Source organism: Streptococcus mitis, from assembly GCF_946190325.1.
GTDB classification, from domain to species: domain Bacteria; phylum Bacillota; class Bacilli; order Lactobacillales; family Streptococcaceae; genus Streptococcus; species Streptococcus mitis_CF.
Genome location: NZ_CAMHZR010000001.1, coordinates 80,375 through 97,171 on the forward strand (window position 1 = coordinate 80,375; position 16,797 = coordinate 97,171).

Below are 16,797 nucleotides of genomic sequence, written 5' to 3' on the forward strand. Positions count from 1 at the left end.
TTTTTCTTTTGGAAAAATTCCCCAAGCAAAATAATAACGGAGGTGAACACACTAATGAGTGAAGCAATTATTGCTAAAAAAGCGGAACTAGTTGACGTAGTAGCTGAAAAAATGAAAGCTGCTGCATCTATCGTCGTTGTGGACGCTCGTGGTTTAACAGTTGAGCAAGATACAGTTCTTCGTCGTGAGCTTCGTGGAAGCGAAGTTGAGTATAAAGTGATTAAAAACTCAATCTTGCGTCGTGCAGCTGAAAAAGCTGGTCTTGAAGAACTTGCATCAGTATTTGTTGGACCATCTGCAGTAGCATTTTCTAACGAAGATGTTATCGCACCAGCGAAAATCTTGAACGATTTTGCTAAAGACGCTGAAGCACTTGAAATTAAAGGTGGTGCAATCGAAGGCGCTGTCGCATCTAAAGAAGAGATTCTTGCACTTGCAACTCTTCCAAACCGCGAAGGACTTCTTTCTATGCTCCTTTCTGTACTTCAAGCGCCAGTGCGCAACGTTGCTCTTGCAGTCAAAGCGGTTGCAGACAACAAAGAAGACGCAGCTTAATCTTAAGCTACGCAGCGTAGCCTAGCTACGAAAATATATTATAAATTTAAAACATATTTGGAGGAAATAACAATGGCATTGAACATTGAAAACATTATTGCTGAAATTAAAGAAGCTTCAATCCTTGAATTGAACGACCTTGTAAAAGCTATCGAAGAAGAATTTGGTGTAACTGCAGCTGCTCCTGTAGCTGTTGCTGCAGCTGGTGCTGCTGACGCTGGTGCTGCTAAAGATTCATTCGATGTTGAATTGACATCTGCAGGCGACAAAAAAGTTGGCGTTATCAAAGTTGTACGTGAAATCACAGGTCTTGGACTTAAAGAAGCTAAAGAACTTGTTGACGGTGCACCAGCACTTGTTAAAGAAGGCGTTGCAACTGCAGAAGCTGAAGAAATCAAAGCTAAATTGGAAGAAGCTGGAGCTTCAGTTACTCTTAAATAATAGAGCAACTACATTAGTAGCTTAAAAACATGATTAAACCGCTATTCTTAGGACTAGCGGTTTTTCTTTTTATCTGTCATGGGGCAAAAAGGGGGAAAGGAATCTTTAAAAGTGAGGAGAGTTAGATTGAAAGAATCATATTGGTAAATCGAAATGATGGATATTTGTATCATGTCATAAATCGTTATCAAACGATAATATTGATTTTCTTACAAATTAAGAGTATAATTTATAAAAATGAGTGCTCACTCAATTTTTGTGAAATTAAGGAGTAAAGAAAATGGTTGTTGAAGCAATAGAGTACAGTCGTTTCGGTAACGAAGAGGACTTGGATTTGCTGCAGATAGACTCTACAGCCTTGGATGTAAATCAAGTGAGAGTAGAAGTTCATGCTGTTGGTTTAAATCCTATTGATTATAAAACTTTTGAGGGAGCGAAACCCCTTCGATTTCTATCTTTTATAACGAAATTAAGGAAACCAAGTCGTTGGTTTGAATCCAAATCATCTCTATTTCCAAGAGGTGTGGGGAGAGATTTTTCTGGAGTTATTACAGAAGTTGGAAATGAAGTAACTAGGTTTTCAGTAGGAGATAAGGTGTTTGGAACAATGATTAGCGATCCTGGTTTGGGAACTAAGAGGGGAGCTTTAGCAACAGAAATTTGTGTCAATGAATCGGAAATTGTATTCAAACCAGAGATGATCGACATGACTCACGCAGCTACTATGGGAGTAGCTGCTCTAACTGTGGGTGGGGCTTTTAGAAGAATCGGTTTAAATTCAAGAGATACTGTTGTTATTTCAGCTGCAGCAGGAGGTATTGGAAGTATTGCAGTACAGTATGCAGTTGCTAAGGGGGCGACAGTGATTGGAATAGCAAGTAAGAAAAATGCAGAGTATCTGAAGTCTTTAGGTGCCATACCAGTAAGTTACGAAGAGAATATCAAGAAGGCTCTTCTATCAGCTAGTCCAACGCCTATTACAAAATTTTTGGATTGTTATGGATCTGATTATGTTAGATTGGCTTTTAGTTTAGGCTTGAAAGGGACAGCTATTGGGACATTAGTACCTTCGCCCTATGTTATGATAAAAGGTGCTCAGTTTACTGGTCCGAGACATTCCACATATGATGATTTTAGCACTTTAGCTGAAATGGTCTCAGACGGGAAGGTTCAGCTGAAAATTGATCAAGTGTATGACTTTTCTCTAAAGTCAGTTAGAGAAGCCTATCGTAGTCTGAAAATGGGACACAGTCGAGGCAAAAAAGTCGTAAAAGTAAGAGAGTAGAAGAGAGGTGCTAGCGATGGAAAGTTTAGAACAAAAGTATGCTCAGACGTTAGAAGTTAGCAACTTGAGCTTGAAACAACGTCGAGTATTATTATCAAGCTTAAAATTATTCTCAGAAATTGGATTTGAAAATACAACGTCCAGCCTTATTGCCGAACGCGCTGGAGTGTCAGAAGGAACTGTTTTTAGTTACTTTAAAACAAAGGAAGGTATTTTAGAAGCCATTTTATCTACTTTTCTAGAACAGGTTATTCCAGAAGTGATTGCGGATTTCTCAGAAAAAAAATTCACAGTAGATCAAGAAACTTTTCCCTTCTTTTTAAAAAGTATTGTTAAAGATAGGCTCTTTTTCATTCAGGAGAATCAAATGCATGTTAAAATTCTCTTGGGGCGTTCTTTTATTGATAAAAATCTTTCTATCCAGTTAGGAAATATTATTGTTCAATCTATAATAGAACCAATTAGCCCCGTTTTGAATCAATTTAAAGAAAAAGGACTTATTCTAAATTGGTCAAATGAAAGAATTGTTCGTTACATATTAGCATTGAGTTTTTCTTATCTTATTCCAATGATGTTGAATGATGAAGGAACTATAAACATAGATGAAACAGTTGATGAAATTGTTGAATGTTTGTCATCTGCCCTAATGAAAGTAAAATAAATTCTGATGTTAAAACTCACTGTTAATGGTGAGCTTTTTTTGAACCCAATGTAAAAATCCCCAATCAGAGTGATTGAGGATTAAGCAAATGAATCTTAAACAATACCTTGTGCAATCATAGCGTTTGCTACATTTTCAAAGGCAGCAATGTTAGCTCCTGCAAGGTAGTCTTTATCAAGACCGTATGTTTCTGAAGTTGTTTTAGCTGTGTTGAAGATGTTTGTCATGATGTCTTTGAGACGTCCATCAACTTCTTCACGAGTCCATGAGAGGCGAAGACTGTTTTGGCTCATTTCAAGGGCTGAAACGGCTACACCACCAGCGTTGGCAGCTTTGGCAGGTCCGTAGAAGATACCATTTTCTTTGTAAACTTTGATGGCATCAAGGTCGCTTGGCATGTTGGCACCTTCAGAGACACAGATAACTCCTTGAGCAACCAAGCGTTTAGCAGCTTCACCGTTGATTTCGTTTTGAGTCGCACATGGAAGAGCGATATCGTAGTTACCAGCGTAAGTCCATACAGAGCCTTCATGATAAGTAGCAGTTGCTTTCTCAGCTGCATACTCAGTCAAACGAGCGCGACGTTTTTCTTTAACATCAACCAAAAGATCGAAGTCGATACCATTTTCATCGATGACATAACCATTTGAGTCAGATACAGAGATAACAGTTGCACCAAGTTCAGTTGCTTTTTGAAGAGCGTATTGAGCAACGTTACCAGAACCTGAAATAACCACTTTCTTACCAGCAAAGCTGTTACCGTTAGCTTTGAGCATTTCTTCAGTGTAGTAAACCAAACCGTAACCAGTTGCTTCTGGACGAATCAAGCTACCACCAAACCCAAGAGGTTTACCAGTCAAGACACCAGCATCAAATTGGTTAAGGCGTTTGTATTGACCGTAAAGGTAACCAATCTCACGTCCACCAACACCGATATCACCAGCAGGTACGTCTAGTGATGGTCCGATGTGTTTTTGCAACTCAGTCATGAAGCTTTGGCAGAAGCGCATCACTTCAGCATCTGTTTTACCTTTAGGATCGAAGTCTGATCCACCTTTACCTCCACCGATAGGAAGTCCAGTCAAGACGTTTTTAAAGATTTGTTCAAATCCGAGGAATTTCAAGATCCCTTGGTTTACAGTTGGGTGGAAACGAAGTCCGCCTTTGTATGGTCCAACAGCTGAGTTGAATTGAACACGGTAGCCACGGTTTACTTGAATTTTTCCATCACGGTCAACCCAAGGAACACGGAAAGAAATCACGCGTTCTGGCTCAGTAATACGTGCCAAGATATTTTCTTCGATATACTCAGGGTGTTTTTCAAATACAGGTTCTAAAGTGTTGAAAAATTCTTCAACAGCTTGGAGGAACTCAGCCTCGTGCCCGTTACGAGCTTTTACAGTTTCAAACACGCTTTGGATATATTCTTTAGCAGATGTCATATCGTTCTCCTTAAATTCTAATTTAATTATGTGTGTCATTATAGCAGAAATTTTTTTAACTGTAAAGAGAAAAACAAAAATTTTCTAAAAATTCTTTCAATTTGATTTTTGGGGTTGTTTGAAATTGGAATTTTTTGAAATTGGATAAAAAACGAACGTTTTTCTTATAAATGACTTTCTTAAAGAGAAAAGCTGAAAATATGGTATAATATTAGAAATAAATGGAATTCGGAGGATCAGAATCATGGTATCAACGAAAACACAAATTGCTGGTTTTGAGTTTGACAATTGTTTGATGAATGCTGCAGGTGTGGCTTGTATGACGATAGCAGAGTTAGAGGGCGTTAAAAACTCAGCGGCAGGAACTTTTGTGACCAAGACAGCGACCTTGAACTTCCGTCAGGGAAATCCTGAGCCACGCTACCAAGATGTCCCGCTTGGTTCTATCAACTCTATGGGCTTGCCAAATAATGGTTTAGACTATTATTTGGACTATCTTTTGGACTTGCAGGAAAAAGAGCCAAACCGAACGTTCTTCCTATCTCTAGTCGGCATGTCTCCAGAGGAAACCCATACTATCTTGAAAAAAGTCCAAGAGAGTGATTTTCGTGGTCTGACTGAGCTAAACCTCTCCTGTCCAAATGTTCCAGGTAAACCTCAGATTGCCTATGATTTTGAGACAACAGACCGGATTTTGGCAGAGGTGTTCGCTTACTTCACTAAGCCTCTTGGAATTAAATTACCACCATATTTTGACATTGTTCACTTTGACCAAGCGGCAGCTATTTTCAACAAGTATCCTCTTAAGTTTGTCAACTGCGTCAACTCTATCGGAAACGGCCTTTATATAGAAGATGAGTCTGTCGTTATCCGTCCTAAAAATGGTTTTGGTGGCATTGGTGGAGAGTATATCAAACCGACTGCGCTAGCCAATGTTCATGCCTTTTATCAACGTCTCAACCCTCAAATCCAAATCATCGGAACAGGTGGCGTTCTGACTGGTCGTGATGCCTTTGAACATATTCTCTGTGGAGCGAGTATGGTGCAGGTGGGAACCACTCTTCATAAAGAAGGAGTTGCTACTTTTGAACGCATTACCAATGAACTAAAAGCAATTATGGCGGAAAAAGGGTACGAAAGCCTAGAAGATTTCCGTGGGAAATTGCGCTATATTGATTAAATGAACTAAAAAGTTAGAAGAAAGGAGAGAAGATGTTAGCCATTGAAGAAAGTCAGAAGTTGACTTTATCAAATTTACCTAGTCTGAGCCTATTTACAGGGACAGATCAGGGCCAGTTTGAAGTTATGAAGAGTCAAGTATTGAAACAGATTGGTTATGATTCTGCTGACCTTAACTTTGCCTACTTTGATATGAAAGAAGTAGTTTACAAGGATGTGGAACTGGAGTTGGTCAGTCTTCCTTTCTTTGCGGATGAAAAAATCGTGATATTAGACCATTTTGTTGATATCACGACTGCTAAAAAACGATTTTTGACAGATGATGAGCTCAAGTCATTTGAGGAATACTTTGACAATCCTTCACCAACAACCAAGTTGATAATCTTTGCAGAAGGAAAGCTGGATAGCAAAAGGCGGTTGGTTAAATTACTTAAGCGTGATGCTAAGGTCTTTGATGCAGTAGAAGCCAAAGAACAAGAATTGCGCCAGTATTTCCAAAAGTGGAGCCAGAAACAAGGTCTGCAGTTTGCCAATCATTCTTTTGAAAATCTCCTCATCAAGTCGGGTTTTCAATTTAGCGAAATCCAGAAAAATCTCCTCTTTTTACAGTCCTATAAGGAAGACTCTGTTATCGATGAAGAGGATATTGTCAACGCAATACCTAAGACCTTACAGGACAATATTTTTGATTTAACTCAGTTTATTCTGACTAAAAAGATGGACCAGGCGCGTGATTTGGTTAGAGACTTGACCTTGCAAGGGGAAGACGAAATTAAGCTCATAGCTGTCATGATGGGACAATTTCGTACTTTTACTCAGGTGAAAATTTTGTCGGAGTCTGGGCAAACAGAAGCGCAGATTGCAAGTAGTTTAGGTAGTTATCTCGGACGCAATCCTAATCCCTATCAAATCAAGTTTGCGCTAAGGGATTCACGAGGACTTTCCTTGAGCTTTTTAAAGCAAGCTATTTCTTATTTGATTGAGACAGACTATCAGATTAAGACAGGTCTTTATGAAAAAGGTTTCCTTTTTGAAAAGGCACTCTTACAGATTGCTAGTCAGGTAAATTGATACTATTTTTGAAACTACAACCCGCGTCAAAATTATCTTGTCGTGGGTTTCTTGCTGATTTGCTTATTTTATACTCAATGAAAATCAAAGAGGCAAACTAGGAAACTAACCGCAGGTTGCTCAAAGCATTGCTTTGAGGTTGTAGATAAGACTGACGAAGTCAGCTCAAAACACTGTTTTGAGGTTGCGGATGAAACTGACGAAGTCAGCTCAAAACACTGTTTTGAGGTTGTAGATAAGACTGACGAAGTCAGTAACATATCTACGGCAAGGCGACGTTGACGCGGTTTGAAGAGATTTTCGAAGAGTATTATTAGAAAGTATTTCAGTGATTTCTTCATCTATAATCAAAAAACTTGAAAAAAGTGAATGTTTGCGTTATCATTTTCATATAGAAAGAAAAAGAGGTATTACAGATGGCTATTATCTTACCAGATCTTCCATATGCATACGACGCTTTGGAACCATACATCGATGCGGAAACAATGCACTTGCACCATGACAAACACCATCAAACTTATGTCAACAATGCTAATGCAGCTCTAGAAAAACACCCTGAAATCGGTGAAGACCTTGAAGCCTTACTTGCTGATGTAGAATCTATTCCAGCTGATATCCGTCAAGCGCTTATCAACAATGGTGGTGGACACTTGAACCACGCTCTTTTCTGGGAATTGATGACTCCTGAAAAAACATCTCCGTCAGCAGAACTTGCAGCAGCAATCGATGCAACATTTGGTTCATTTGAAGAATTCCAAGCAGCCTTCACTGCAGCAGCAACAACTCGTTTTGGTTCAGGATGGGCATGGTTGGTTGTCAACAAAGAAGGTAAACTTGAAGTGACTTCAACAGCCAATCAAGACACACCAATCTCAGAAGGTAAAAAACCAATCTTGGGCTTGGACGTTTGGGAACATGCTTACTACGTGAAATACCGCAACGTGCGTCCTGACTACATCAAAGCTTTCTTCTCAGTAATCAACTGGAACAAAGTAGATGAATTGTACGCAGCTGCTAAATAATGATAGTTGGAGGGAAGAATTGTTCTTCTCTTTTTAAGGTTATATTATTTTGGTCTGACAAAATCGTCAGACTTTTTTCATTTTTTAAGAGAAACGTGCTAACTGCTAGAAATTATGGTAGAATAAAGTATTAAGTAATCGTGGAAAAAGGATATCTATGCGAAAAGAAATTGCACCTGAATTATACAACTATAACAAGTTTCCTGGTCCTGAGTTCCATTTACACGGGGACAAGGTCGAAACGGAAGGGATCGCTTTTTCCTTGGTGGAAAATAGCAAGGATGCCTTCGATGTGACAGCTTTTAATCAGCGTTTTTCAGAAGTCTTAACCAAGTTTGATTATATCGTGGGAGATTGGAGTAACGAACAACTTCGCCTACGCGGTTTTTACAAGGATGAACGAACAGAAGAAAAACTTGAAAAAATCAGTCGTTTACAAGACTACCTTTTAGAGTATTGTAGTTATGGTTGTGCCTATTTTGTCCTAGAAAATGAAGCCCCTAAGCGAGCATCATTTGACAAGAAAATGCGTAAGAAGGAAGAAGAACCGTCTTCTAGAAAAGGAAAGAAACCGGCTCAAACCAAACGAAAACCGAATGCAGATAAGAAAAATAGACGTCGTCAGAAAGACCAGCATTCTCAGAAAGAGGATAAGGGACAACGTCATTTTGTCATTCGTCAGAAGTGAGTAGAGAATAAGGAGAAGAAATGAAACCGTCAATTTATAGTTTAACACGTCAAACCATGCAGGAATGGGTATTGGAGCAGGGAGAAAAGAAATTCCGTGCAGATCAAATCTGGGAATGGCTTTACCGTAAACGTGTCCAGTCATTTGAAGAGATGACCAACCTTTCCAAGGATTTGATTGCTAAGCTTAATGAGCAGTTTGTGGTCAATCCCTTGAAACAACGTATCGTTCAAGAGTCTGCTGATGGTACGGTCAAATATCTTTTTGAATTGCCTGATGGTATGCTAATTGAGACTGTACTGATGCGTCAGCACTATGGTTTGTCAGTCTGTGTGACCACTCAGGTCGGCTGTAATATCGGTTGTACCTTCTGTGCCTCTGGTTTAATTAAGAAACAACGTGACCTCAATAATGGGGAAATTGTAGCGCAAATCATGCTGGTTCAGAAATACTTTGATGAGCGTGGTCAGGATGAACGCGTCAGCCATATCGTTGTCATGGGAATTGGTGAGCCCTTTGATAACTACAACAATGTTTTGAATTTCGTTCGTACCATTAATGATGACAAGGGAATGGCCATCGGTGCTCGTCACATTACGGTTTCAACCTCAGGTTTGGCCCATAAAATTCGTGATTTTGCTAATGAAGGAGTTCAAGTCAATCTTGCCGTTTCCCTTCACGCACCTAACAATGAACTGCGTTCAAGCATCATGAAGATTAACCGTGCCTTTCCAATTGAAAAACTCTTTGCTGCTATTGAGTACTACATTGAGACAACCAACCGTCGTGTAACCTTTGAGTATATCATGCTCAATGAAGTAAATGACGGTGTAGAACAAGCCTTGGAATTGGCTGAATTGCTCAAGAACATCAAGAAATTGTCTTATGTAAACTTGATTCCTTATAACCCAGTTAGTGAGCATGACCAATATAGCCGTAGTCCTAAAGAGCGCGTCCTGGCCTTCTATGATACGCTTAAGAAAAAAGGTGTTAACTGTGTTGTTCGTCAAGAGCATGGTACTGATATTGATGCAGCTTGTGGACAATTGCGTTCTAATACAATGAAACGTGACCGCCAGAAAGCAGTCGCAGCAGTCAATCCTTAATGATGAAGAAAACTTATAATCATGTTTTGGTCTGGGGAGTTATTTTATATAGTATTTGTATCATCTACTTTTGCTTTACTCCTCAAGAACAATCTCCCGTGGGAGTGGAAACTCCAGGTATTCAGCATCTTGGACGCCTGGTTTTTCTTTTGACTCCTTTCAATTCTTTTTGGAAACTGGGCGAAGTGAGTGATGTAGGACAATTATCTTGGATTTTTTTACAAAATATCCTCAATGTCTTCTTGCTTTTTCCTTTGGTATTCCAACTCCTTTATCTCCTTCCAAACTTGCGGAAAACAAAAAAAGTGCTACTTTTTAGTTTTCTAGTGAGTCTTGGAATTGAGTGTACGCAGTTAGTCTTGGACTTTTTCTTTGATTTTAATCGCGTCTTTGAGATTGATGATTTGTGGACCAATACCTTAGGTGGCTATCTGGCTTGGTTCCTCTATAAACAATTACATAAAAACAAGATAAGGAATTAAAATGAGTATTTTAGAAGTTAAAAATCTGAGTCACGGTTTTGGTGACCGTGCAATTTTTGAAGATGTGTCCTTCCGTCTTCTCAAAGGAGAACATATCGGTCTGGTCGGTGCTAATGGTGAAGGGAAATCAACCTTTATGAGCATCGTGACTGGTAAGATGTTGCCAGATGAAGGGAAAGTTGAGTGGTCTAAATATGTGACGGCAGGTTACTTGGACCAACATTCTGTCTTGGAAGAAGGACAGTCGGTGCGTGATGTTCTCCGTACAGCCTTTGATGAGCTGTTCAAAGCAGAAGCTCGTATCAATGACCTTTATATGGAAATGGCTGAAGATGGAGCGGATGTTGATGCTCTCATGGAAGAAGTGGGAGAACTCCAAGACCGTCTGGAGAGTCGTGATTTTTATACCTTGGATGCCAAGATTGACGAAGTAGCGCGTGCCCTTGGTGTCATGGACTTTGGCATGGATACGGATGTAACCTCTTTGTCAGGTGGGCAAAGAACCAAGGTGCTTTTGGCAAAACTTCTCCTTGAAAAGCCTGATATCTTGCTTTTGGATGAGCCGACCAACTACTTGGATGCTGAGCATATTGATTGGCTCAAGCGCTATCTCCAAAACTATGAGAATGCCTTTGTTCTTATTTCACACGATATTCCATTCCTGAACGACGTGATTAATATTGTCTACCATGTGGAGAATCAACAGCTGACGCGTTATTCTGGTGACTACTACCAGTTCCAAGAAGTCTATGCCATGAAGAAATCTCAGCTAGAGGCAGCCTATGAACGTCAGCAAAAAGAAATTGCAGACCTCAAGGACTTCGTCGCGCGAAACAAAGCGCGTGTTGCAACACGAAACATGGCTATGTCCCGTCAGAAGAAATTGGATAAGATGGATATTATCGAACTGCAAAGTGAGAAACCAAAACCATCCTTTGATTTCAAACCAGCTCGTACGCCAGGGCGCTTTATCTTCCAAGCCAAGGATTTGCAAATTGGTTATGACCGACCTCTTACCAAGCCTTTAAATCTTACCTTTGAACGTAATCAAAAGGTTGCCATTATCGGAGCAAATGGTATCGGGAAAACGACTCTCTTGAAGAGTCTCTTGGGGATAATTCCACCAATCGCTGGGGAGGTGGAACGTGGTGACTACCTAGAACTTGGTTATTTTGAGCAAGAAGTAGAAGGTGGCAATCGTCAAACACCACTAGAGGCTGTTTGGAATGCCTTTCCAGCTCTCAACCAAGCAGAAGTTCGTGCAGCCCTTGCCCGTTGTGGTTTGACAACCAAGCATATCGAAAGTCAAATTCAGGTCTTGTCAGGTGGGGAACAAGCCAAGGTTCGTTTCTGTCTCTTGATGAATCGTGAAAACAACGTTTTAGTGCTGGACGAGCCGACCAACCATTTGGATGTGGATGCCAAGGATGAACTCAAACGCGCTCTGAAAGAATACAAAGGGTCTATCCTTATGGTCTGTCACGAACCAGACTTTTATGAAGGCTGGATGGACCAAATCTGGGATTTTAATAATCTAACTTAAAAATGAGGATAAAAGAAATACAGTACCGAATGTGGATACTGTATTTTTTGTCTTTAAGATTTAAAATCGTAGTCTTTCACCACTTCGATGCTATCGATTGTGATAGCAGTCGTTGGCTTGTCTTTTTCATCTTTTTCGGCTTTAGCAATTTTATCTACAACATCCATACCGTCAATCACTTGACCAAAGACTGGGTGTTTGCCATCTAGACTAGGGTTTCCCCCTTCTTTATAGGCCTCGATGATTTTCTTTGGATACTTGCTTGTAGGGAGTTTAGCGGAGGTATCTGTAGAGTTTTGGTTGATGAAGAATTGGCTACCATTGGTGTTTGGTTGACCAGTATTAGCCATAGAAAGAGCACCACGGATGTTATAGAGATAAGGAGTAATTTCGTTCTTGAAACCAGTTCCCTTGTCTTTTGTCTTATCCTTGTCATGCCAGATGGACTGACCACCTGTACCATCCCCTTTTGGATCTCCAGTTTGAACCATGAAGCCATCGATGACACGGTGGAAGGTAATGCCGTTATAGTAGCCTTCCTTGGCATGAGTGAGGAAGTTTTCAACCGCTAGAGGAGCGAGTTTAGGGAAGAGTTTGATACGGATATCTCCTTGACTTGTGTGGAGAATCACCTCGGCTTCATCTTCAGCAACTTCTTTAGATAGTTGTGGGAAATTGGCGTTTTCGTTTGTTAAAGCATCGTTTAACTCCTTGGTAGATTGGGCAGCTGCTTTGGAACTTTCTTCAGCAGCAAGACTGGAATCAACATAGTCATCACCACGCAGACTGCGTTGGATGATGCTACATCCAGCTAGGGCTACAGTGGATAGTAAAAGAAGGGTTGCTAGTTTTTTCATTCTGTTCCTCTCAAAAATTCATTTCTACCATTGTACCCTAAAAGGAAGTGGATTTCAAATGTTAGTGACAAGACAGTTTAAGAGGAAGTCAACCTGAAGGTCGCTTGTTTAGAGGTATCAATACCATAAGTGTACTCGAAGTATTTAGGAAACCAGGTCTTAAGAAAGCTCGTAAAGCATCACAATTATCAAAACGTTAATCAACACGCTTATATCAACGTTTACAGACATTTAAGAAATTTCTCTTGGATGTCTTTTTTTGTCTAGCTAAATTTTACAAATTGGGCAATTTAGGTTACTCAATAATATAAAAAAGGTAAAAATTTAAAGTTCGAATTTTAATTTTAAAAAAAGTAATTATTATTGAATATCTGTTCAAACATTTTTTCTTTTCTAAGGTTAATATAAGTATATATACTTTGAAAAAGGAAGTCAAACATCTTGCTCATAGATTTTTGCATTTTTAAAAAATACATTTTGTCATATAATAATGTGGAAAATTGACGGATTCCTTAAATAATCATATAATATGAATATGTAAACACTTACATACTATTCTACTTATACTTGATAAAATGCAAGTTCTTGAGGATCTATAAATATATAGACACTCTTCTATTTATAAAGTGAAATAAAGAATCACGGAGAAAGTTTATGGATATTAAAGAGACATTCAACCAGCTAGACAATACAAAATTTAATGATTTCAATAATCGCCTTGAAGGTTTTGAGAAACTTTTTAAAGACAAATATTATTTTACCCATCCCGAAGATTTTAGCTCAATCTTTAGCATTTTGGTAAAGTATGGAAAAAGTACAAGTAAATATATTTTATCGAAAGGAGAGATATATGAGTGAAATAGTTATTAATGCTCAGAATTTATCTAAAAATTTTTATAATTTTGATTCAAGACTCCCATTTATCAAGAGATTTTTGAAACGTAATCAAATAACGATTCGAGCTGTTCAAGATATTAGTTTTACGATTAAGAGAGGGAGTATAGTTGGCTTTATTGGGAGTAATGGAGCTGGTAAATCCACAACGATTAAAATGTTGACTGGGACTCTTTATCCTAGTTCCGGAAAATTAGAAGTGAATGGAGAAATTCCATTTAAAAGAAGTATAAATTTTAGAAAAAAAATTTCAATAGTAGTAGGAAATAAATTACAGTTATTTCAAGATGTTTCGGCTATGGATTATTTTCAATTGATTGGTACTTTATATGAGGTAGAACCGGCGATTTTACAAGAACGAATTCAGGAATTAAGCAATTTGTTGAATGTAAAAGATCAGCTTTACCAGCAGGTCCGGACCCTCTCTCTTGGACAAAAAATGAAAATGGAGTTTATCGCGGCATCTTTAACAAGTCCGGAAATATTATTTTTAGACGAGCCTACTATAGGGTTAGATATACAGTCTAAAAAAGATATCAGAACATTTTTAAAGAAAATGAATGAAGAATGTCATACTACTATTATTTTAACGAGTCATGATATGGATGATATTTCGTCTGTTTGTGACGAATTAATCGTCATTGACAAAGGAAAAATTATTTTGCAGGAGTCAATGGATGTTATTTTATCTAAATTTTCTGATTTTAAATATTTAAAGATAAAAATGACATTAGATTTGGTACCAGAGTTATGCTCTGTTAAAGGAGTAGTAGTCATTTCTCAAACAAAATCGGAATGTATACTAAAAATACCTAGAGATTTTGTCTTTGAGACATTAGAATCAATCAATAAGCTTGTAGATATAGAAGATTTTGAAATATCAAATCTTTCTTTAGAAGAAATTATTTTACAAAACTATTTTACAAAAAAGGAGCACAATTGAAAAAAGAAATGTCTATTATTCTGATATCATTTCGATCTATTTTGAACTATAAATCAAGTGTACTATTGTTAATGTTACAGGCAAGTATACAAATTATGATATCAGTATTTTTATGGACGTATATATATCAGAGTAACCAGATAAATATAGCAGGATATGATTTTACCTCAATGGTTCAATACTATTTGGGGACTATAATTTTTTCATATTTTGTTTTTTATCCAGTTGATTGGGAAATCAATGACGATGTTCATTCAGGAAATTTTTTTAGCATATTAATAAAACCTGTTACTTTTTATAAGTATTATTTTTGTAAAATGCTTGGAGATAGGCTTGCTCATTTATTATTTATCATCATTCCTGTCATTTTATTCTCCAGTGTTTATTACAAGAATGAGTTATTAACCATTGAAATTCTTATTTTAGGAAGTATTGCAATTATTCTATCTATGGTTCTATGGTTTTTAATATCATGTTGTGTAGGTATGCTTTCTTTTTGGTTAGAAAATATATTTTTTGTCCTTACTGTTAAAGAAATAGTAATTCAGTTTTTATCAGGAATATTATTGCCTTTAAGTTTTTTTTCAAATAATTTTCGTCTGTTTTTAGATGTATTACCTTTTAAATACTTAGTATATGAACCGCTTCAGATGTTTAGTAATGATACATATAAATTAATAGACTATTTGAGAATTATTTGTATTCAATTGATTTGGTGCATCATTTTTTATATTATATCAAGATTCATATTGAGAAAAGGAGTGGAGCACTTCTCAAATGTGGGAGGATAAAATGTTTAGAATAAAAGTAATTTTTAGGCTACTTCATTTTGGTTTTAAATCTGATATGAATTTTCATTTTGACTTCTTTTGTGGTCTATTTTCGTCGATACTGTGGATTGGTTTACCTATTGTATTTTTTAGATTGATTTTCTTAAACATAGACTCTTTTAATGGTTGGGACTATTATCAAATTTTATTTTTGGTAGGTTCCTACACTATTGTAGATGGAGTTATGATGGGATTGTTAATTAGAAGTATGGGAATTTTAGAATCAGATATTTTGAGTGGTAACTTGGATCAAATTTTATTGAGGCCGTTTGATACTCAGTTGTTCTATATTTTTAGATCATTTAATTTAGTTCAATTCGTGAATACTTTTTTTGGTCTTGCGATCATTTTTATAAGTTATGGAAATTTAAATGTACATTTAAATTCATTAAAAATATTATTTTATATCCTTTCTTTAATGTGTGGTTGTATTATATATTATTCAATTTGGTTTCTAATAACGATTAGTTCATTTTGGTTCCCAACTAAATTTTCAAAAGTAGATGTATTTTTGAATTATATTGGAATTTCTAAGTATCCATATAATATTTTTACAGGTATTAACAGATTGATCACTATGTTATTTGTTCCCAATTTATTAATTGCCAATCCTGCAGTATTAATATTTTTAGGGAAAGATACATTGAACCTATTTTTCTATCAAATAGTTTTTACAGTTTTTTTGATTATTATCAGTCGTACAATTTTTAGAAAAGGATTGAAAAAATATGAAAGTGCAGGAAGATAAACAATGTTGTTCAGTTATATGTTTGACTAAAGGAAGTGATTCGCTGTACTTTGTTTTGTGGTCATTGAAACATCAGATAATTATAAACTATAATTTAAAGAATAGTATTATTAACTTATAGGTGCTAAGAAAAAATTTAAAGAAATTCCCTCATTCAATCAAACTTATTCATATTTTTTAAAATAAGAAAATAGTTGGATTTTGATGATGGTTGATATAAAGCTAAACTGAAAGTACCTGAAATCCAACTGTGTCAAACCAGGTCATACGATCTGTGAGAAAAAGAACACATAACAAAAAGAGGAGCTTCACAATAAAGTTCCTCTTCTTTTATATATCCGAATCATTATTCTTATTTCAAAAAAGGTAGTGAAAAAGGTAGTGATTCGGTTGATTTATATTGCAATGTAGTGAAATTTAGAATTTCAAGAATCGCTTAAAATCAAGGTTTCTAACATCTATTGACGTGTAGTGAACCCCTATTTCACCTCTGTAAAAACCAAATAAGGTAAACTTTTGATATTCTGGTTCGATTTTATCTTATTTTTAATGAAAGTTTACCTTATTTAAATGAAAGTGATTGAACTTAATTGAAATTTGAATTTTTAGAAACTTATGAAAACGTTGATTTTAAAGCATTTTGAAATTGGATAAAATAAGTGGTGCCCCAACCAGGTCTTAAGAAAGCTCGTAAAGCATCACAATTAGTAAAGGTTAATTCGAAAGAATTACTATATTTTAAAAGAGCACATTTTCAAAGGATTTTTCTTTTGAATTCAATTCCTAATTAATCAATGAACTTAATACTAGGTCTCGAAAAGAATTATGCTTCCTCGTTCTGTCTGAGTTCAAAGAGGTCTTCTACTTTCAGATTAAAAACTTGAGCAATTTTAAGAGCCATTTCCAGCGAAGGGTTGTAACGGTTATTTTCCAAGTGCAGAATTGTCTCGCGTCGCATGCCGATGAGGTCGGCTAACTCCTGCTGGGTCATGCCTGTCGACTCACGAACAGATTTAAGATTAGTAATAATCTTGCTTTCTTTGGCCATGC

18 protein-coding genes and 1 other annotated feature (1 of these 19 running past the window's edge) are annotated in these 16,797 nt (G+C 36.9%); of the genes, 15 read left to right on the forward strand and 3 right to left on the reverse strand.

The genetic code is table 11. The features are described from left to right. Positions 1-16, forward strand: a sequence feature (ribosomal protein L10 leader region) (it extends 120 nt beyond the left edge of the window). Between the two features lie 38 nt (positions 17-54). The 4 genes from rplJ (at position 55) to N8M95_RS00415 (ending at position 2,942) form a co-directional block, all read left to right on the forward strand. Then, entirely contained in the window at positions 55-555 is a 501-nt protein-coding gene (rplJ, locus tag N8M95_RS00400) for a 50S ribosomal protein L10 (protein ID WP_001287281.1), read from the forward strand. Positions 556-627: 72 nt separating this feature from the next. After that, positions 628-996, forward strand: coding sequence for a 50S ribosomal protein L7/L12 (gene rplL / locus N8M95_RS00405; RefSeq protein ID WP_001196965.1), 369 nt, complete (start codon positions 628-630; stop codon positions 994-996). 280 nt (positions 997-1,276) lie between these two features. Further along, positions 1,277-2,281 (forward strand): NADP-dependent oxidoreductase, encoded by a 1,005-nt coding sequence (locus N8M95_RS00410; RefSeq protein ID WP_049542935.1) that lies wholly within the window; start codon positions 1,277-1,279, stop codon positions 2,279-2,281. A 16-nt stretch (positions 2,282-2,297) separates the two neighbouring features. Beyond that, positions 2,298-2,942: a TetR/AcrR family transcriptional regulator gene (locus N8M95_RS00415; RefSeq protein ID WP_261116358.1), complete on the forward strand. Its 645-nt coding sequence runs from the start codon at positions 2,298-2,300 to the stop codon at positions 2,940-2,942. A gap of 95 nt (positions 2,943-3,037) precedes the next feature. On the opposite strand, the gene gdhA is transcribed toward N8M95_RS00415, so the two are convergent. Next, on the reverse strand, positions 3,038-4,384 hold the full coding sequence (gene gdhA, locus N8M95_RS00420; protein ID WP_050108763.1) for an NADP-specific glutamate dehydrogenase: 1,347 nt from the start codon (positions 4,382-4,384) through the stop codon (positions 3,038-3,040). A 244-nt stretch (positions 4,385-4,628) separates the two neighbouring features. Between gdhA and N8M95_RS00425 the strand changes: the two genes are divergently transcribed. The 7 genes from N8M95_RS00425 to N8M95_RS00455 all read left to right on the forward strand — a co-directional run bounded on the left by N8M95_RS00425 (position 4,629) and on the right by N8M95_RS00455 (position 11,475). Continuing rightward, entirely contained in the window at positions 4,629-5,564 is a 936-nt protein-coding gene (locus tag N8M95_RS00425) for a dihydroorotate oxidase (protein ID WP_261116359.1), read from the forward strand. A gap of 32 nt (positions 5,565-5,596) precedes the next feature. Next, complete coding sequence (holA, locus tag N8M95_RS00430; protein WP_261116360.1) at positions 5,597-6,634, forward strand: DNA polymerase III subunit delta; 1,038 nt, start codon at positions 5,597-5,599, stop codon at positions 6,632-6,634. Between the two features lie 416 nt (positions 6,635-7,050). Further along, a complete protein-coding gene (gene sodA / locus N8M95_RS00435; RefSeq protein ID WP_261116361.1) occupies positions 7,051-7,656 on the forward strand; it encodes a superoxide dismutase SodA in 606 nt (201 codons plus the stop codon). Positions 7,657-7,813: 157 nt separating this feature from the next. After that, the gene (locus tag N8M95_RS00440) at positions 7,814-8,344 is read left to right on the forward strand and encodes a YutD family protein (protein ID WP_261116362.1); all 531 of its coding nucleotides are present in this window, start codon (positions 7,814-7,816) and stop codon (positions 8,342-8,344) included. A 20-nt stretch (positions 8,345-8,364) separates the two neighbouring features. Then, positions 8,365-9,450 (forward strand): dual-specificity RNA methyltransferase RlmN, encoded by a 1,086-nt coding sequence (gene rlmN, locus N8M95_RS00445; RefSeq protein WP_000804766.1) that lies wholly within the window; start codon positions 8,365-8,367, stop codon positions 9,448-9,450. Then, the gene (locus tag N8M95_RS00450) at positions 9,450-9,932 is read left to right on the forward strand and encodes a VanZ family protein (RefSeq protein WP_261116363.1); all 483 of its coding nucleotides are present in this window, start codon (positions 9,450-9,452) and stop codon (positions 9,930-9,932) included. The genes rlmN and N8M95_RS00450 overlap by 1 nt, the downstream gene beginning before the upstream one ends. Before the next feature lies 1 nt (position 9,933). After that, complete coding sequence (locus N8M95_RS00455; protein ID WP_000025406.1) at positions 9,934-11,475, forward strand: ABC-F family ATP-binding cassette domain-containing protein; 1,542 nt, start codon at positions 9,934-9,936, stop codon at positions 11,473-11,475. Positions 11,476-11,528: 53 nt separating this feature from the next. Here N8M95_RS00455 and N8M95_RS00460 read toward each other — a convergent pair whose 3' ends face one another. Further along, complete coding sequence (locus N8M95_RS00460) at positions 11,529-12,332, reverse strand: peptidylprolyl isomerase (RefSeq protein ID WP_261116364.1); 804 nt, start codon at positions 12,330-12,332, stop codon at positions 11,529-11,531. Positions 12,333-12,986: 654 nt separating this feature from the next. Here N8M95_RS00460 and N8M95_RS00465 point away from each other — a divergent pair. From N8M95_RS00465 to N8M95_RS00480, 4 genes are read left to right on the forward strand one after another with little or no spacing between them, the layout of a single operon-like run. Beyond that, entirely contained in the window at positions 12,987-13,190 is a 204-nt protein-coding gene (locus tag N8M95_RS00465) for a hypothetical protein (protein ID WP_003010127.1), read from the forward strand. After that, entirely contained in the window at positions 13,183-14,169 is a 987-nt protein-coding gene (locus N8M95_RS00470) for an ABC transporter ATP-binding protein (protein ID WP_003010129.1), read from the forward strand. The genes N8M95_RS00465 and N8M95_RS00470 overlap by 8 nt, the downstream gene beginning before the upstream one ends. Further along, a complete protein-coding gene (locus N8M95_RS00475) occupies positions 14,166-14,960 on the forward strand; it encodes an ABC transporter permease (RefSeq protein ID WP_003013825.1) in 795 nt (264 codons plus the stop codon). The genes N8M95_RS00470 and N8M95_RS00475 overlap by 4 nt, the downstream gene beginning before the upstream one ends. 1 nt (position 14,961) lies before the next feature. Then, positions 14,962-15,747: an ABC transporter permease gene (locus N8M95_RS00480; protein WP_003013947.1), complete on the forward strand. Its 786-nt coding sequence runs from the start codon at positions 14,962-14,964 to the stop codon at positions 15,745-15,747. Positions 15,748-16,570: 823 nt separating this feature from the next. Here the strand turns inward: N8M95_RS00480 and N8M95_RS00485 are convergent. Beyond that, complete coding sequence (locus N8M95_RS00485) at positions 16,571-16,795, reverse strand: helix-turn-helix transcriptional regulator (protein WP_001041098.1); 225 nt, start codon at positions 16,793-16,795, stop codon at positions 16,571-16,573. Positions 16,796-16,797 lie beyond the last annotated feature (2 nt).

Excerpts from the sequence above, each read along its gene's own strand:
- rplJ (WP_001287281.1), top strand. The coding sequence starts at position 55 with ATGAGTGAAGCAATTATTGCTAAAAAAGCGGAACTAGTTGACGTAGTA.
- rplL (WP_001196965.1), top strand. The coding sequence starts at position 628 with ATGGCATTGAACATTGAAAACATTATTGCTGAAATTAAAGAAGCTTCA.
- N8M95_RS00410 (WP_049542935.1), top strand. The coding sequence starts at position 1,277 with ATGGTTGTTGAAGCAATAGAGTACAGTCGTTTCGGTAACGAAGAGGAC.
- N8M95_RS00415 (WP_261116358.1), top strand. The coding sequence starts at position 2,298 with ATGGAAAGTTTAGAACAAAAGTATGCTCAGACGTTAGAAGTTAGCAAC.
- gdhA (WP_050108763.1), bottom strand. The coding sequence starts at position 4,384 with ATGACATCTGCTAAAGAATATATCCAAAGCGTGTTTGAAACTGTAAAA.
- N8M95_RS00425 (WP_261116359.1), top strand. The coding sequence starts at position 4,629 with ATGGTATCAACGAAAACACAAATTGCTGGTTTTGAGTTTGACAATTGT.
- holA (WP_261116360.1), top strand. The coding sequence starts at position 5,597 with ATGTTAGCCATTGAAGAAAGTCAGAAGTTGACTTTATCAAATTTACCT.
- sodA (WP_261116361.1), top strand. The coding sequence starts at position 7,051 with ATGGCTATTATCTTACCAGATCTTCCATATGCATACGACGCTTTGGAA.
- N8M95_RS00440 (WP_261116362.1), top strand. The coding sequence starts at position 7,814 with ATGCGAAAAGAAATTGCACCTGAATTATACAACTATAACAAGTTTCCT.
- rlmN (WP_000804766.1), top strand. The coding sequence starts at position 8,365 with ATGAAACCGTCAATTTATAGTTTAACACGTCAAACCATGCAGGAATGG.
- N8M95_RS00450 (WP_261116363.1), top strand. The coding sequence starts at position 9,450 with ATGATGAAGAAAACTTATAATCATGTTTTGGTCTGGGGAGTTATTTTA.
- N8M95_RS00455 (WP_000025406.1), top strand. The coding sequence starts at position 9,934 with ATGAGTATTTTAGAAGTTAAAAATCTGAGTCACGGTTTTGGTGACCGT.
- N8M95_RS00460 (WP_261116364.1), bottom strand. The coding sequence starts at position 12,332 with ATGAAAAAACTAGCAACCCTTCTTTTACTATCCACTGTAGCCCTAGCT.
- N8M95_RS00465 (WP_003010127.1), top strand. The coding sequence starts at position 12,987 with ATGGATATTAAAGAGACATTCAACCAGCTAGACAATACAAAATTTAAT.
- N8M95_RS00470 (WP_003010129.1), top strand. The coding sequence starts at position 13,183 with ATGAGTGAAATAGTTATTAATGCTCAGAATTTATCTAAAAATTTTTAT.
- N8M95_RS00480 (WP_003013947.1), top strand. The coding sequence starts at position 14,962 with ATGTTTAGAATAAAAGTAATTTTTAGGCTACTTCATTTTGGTTTTAAA.
- N8M95_RS00485 (WP_001041098.1), bottom strand. The coding sequence starts at position 16,795 with ATGGCCAAAGAAAGCAAGATTATTACTAATCTTAAATCTGTTCGTGAG.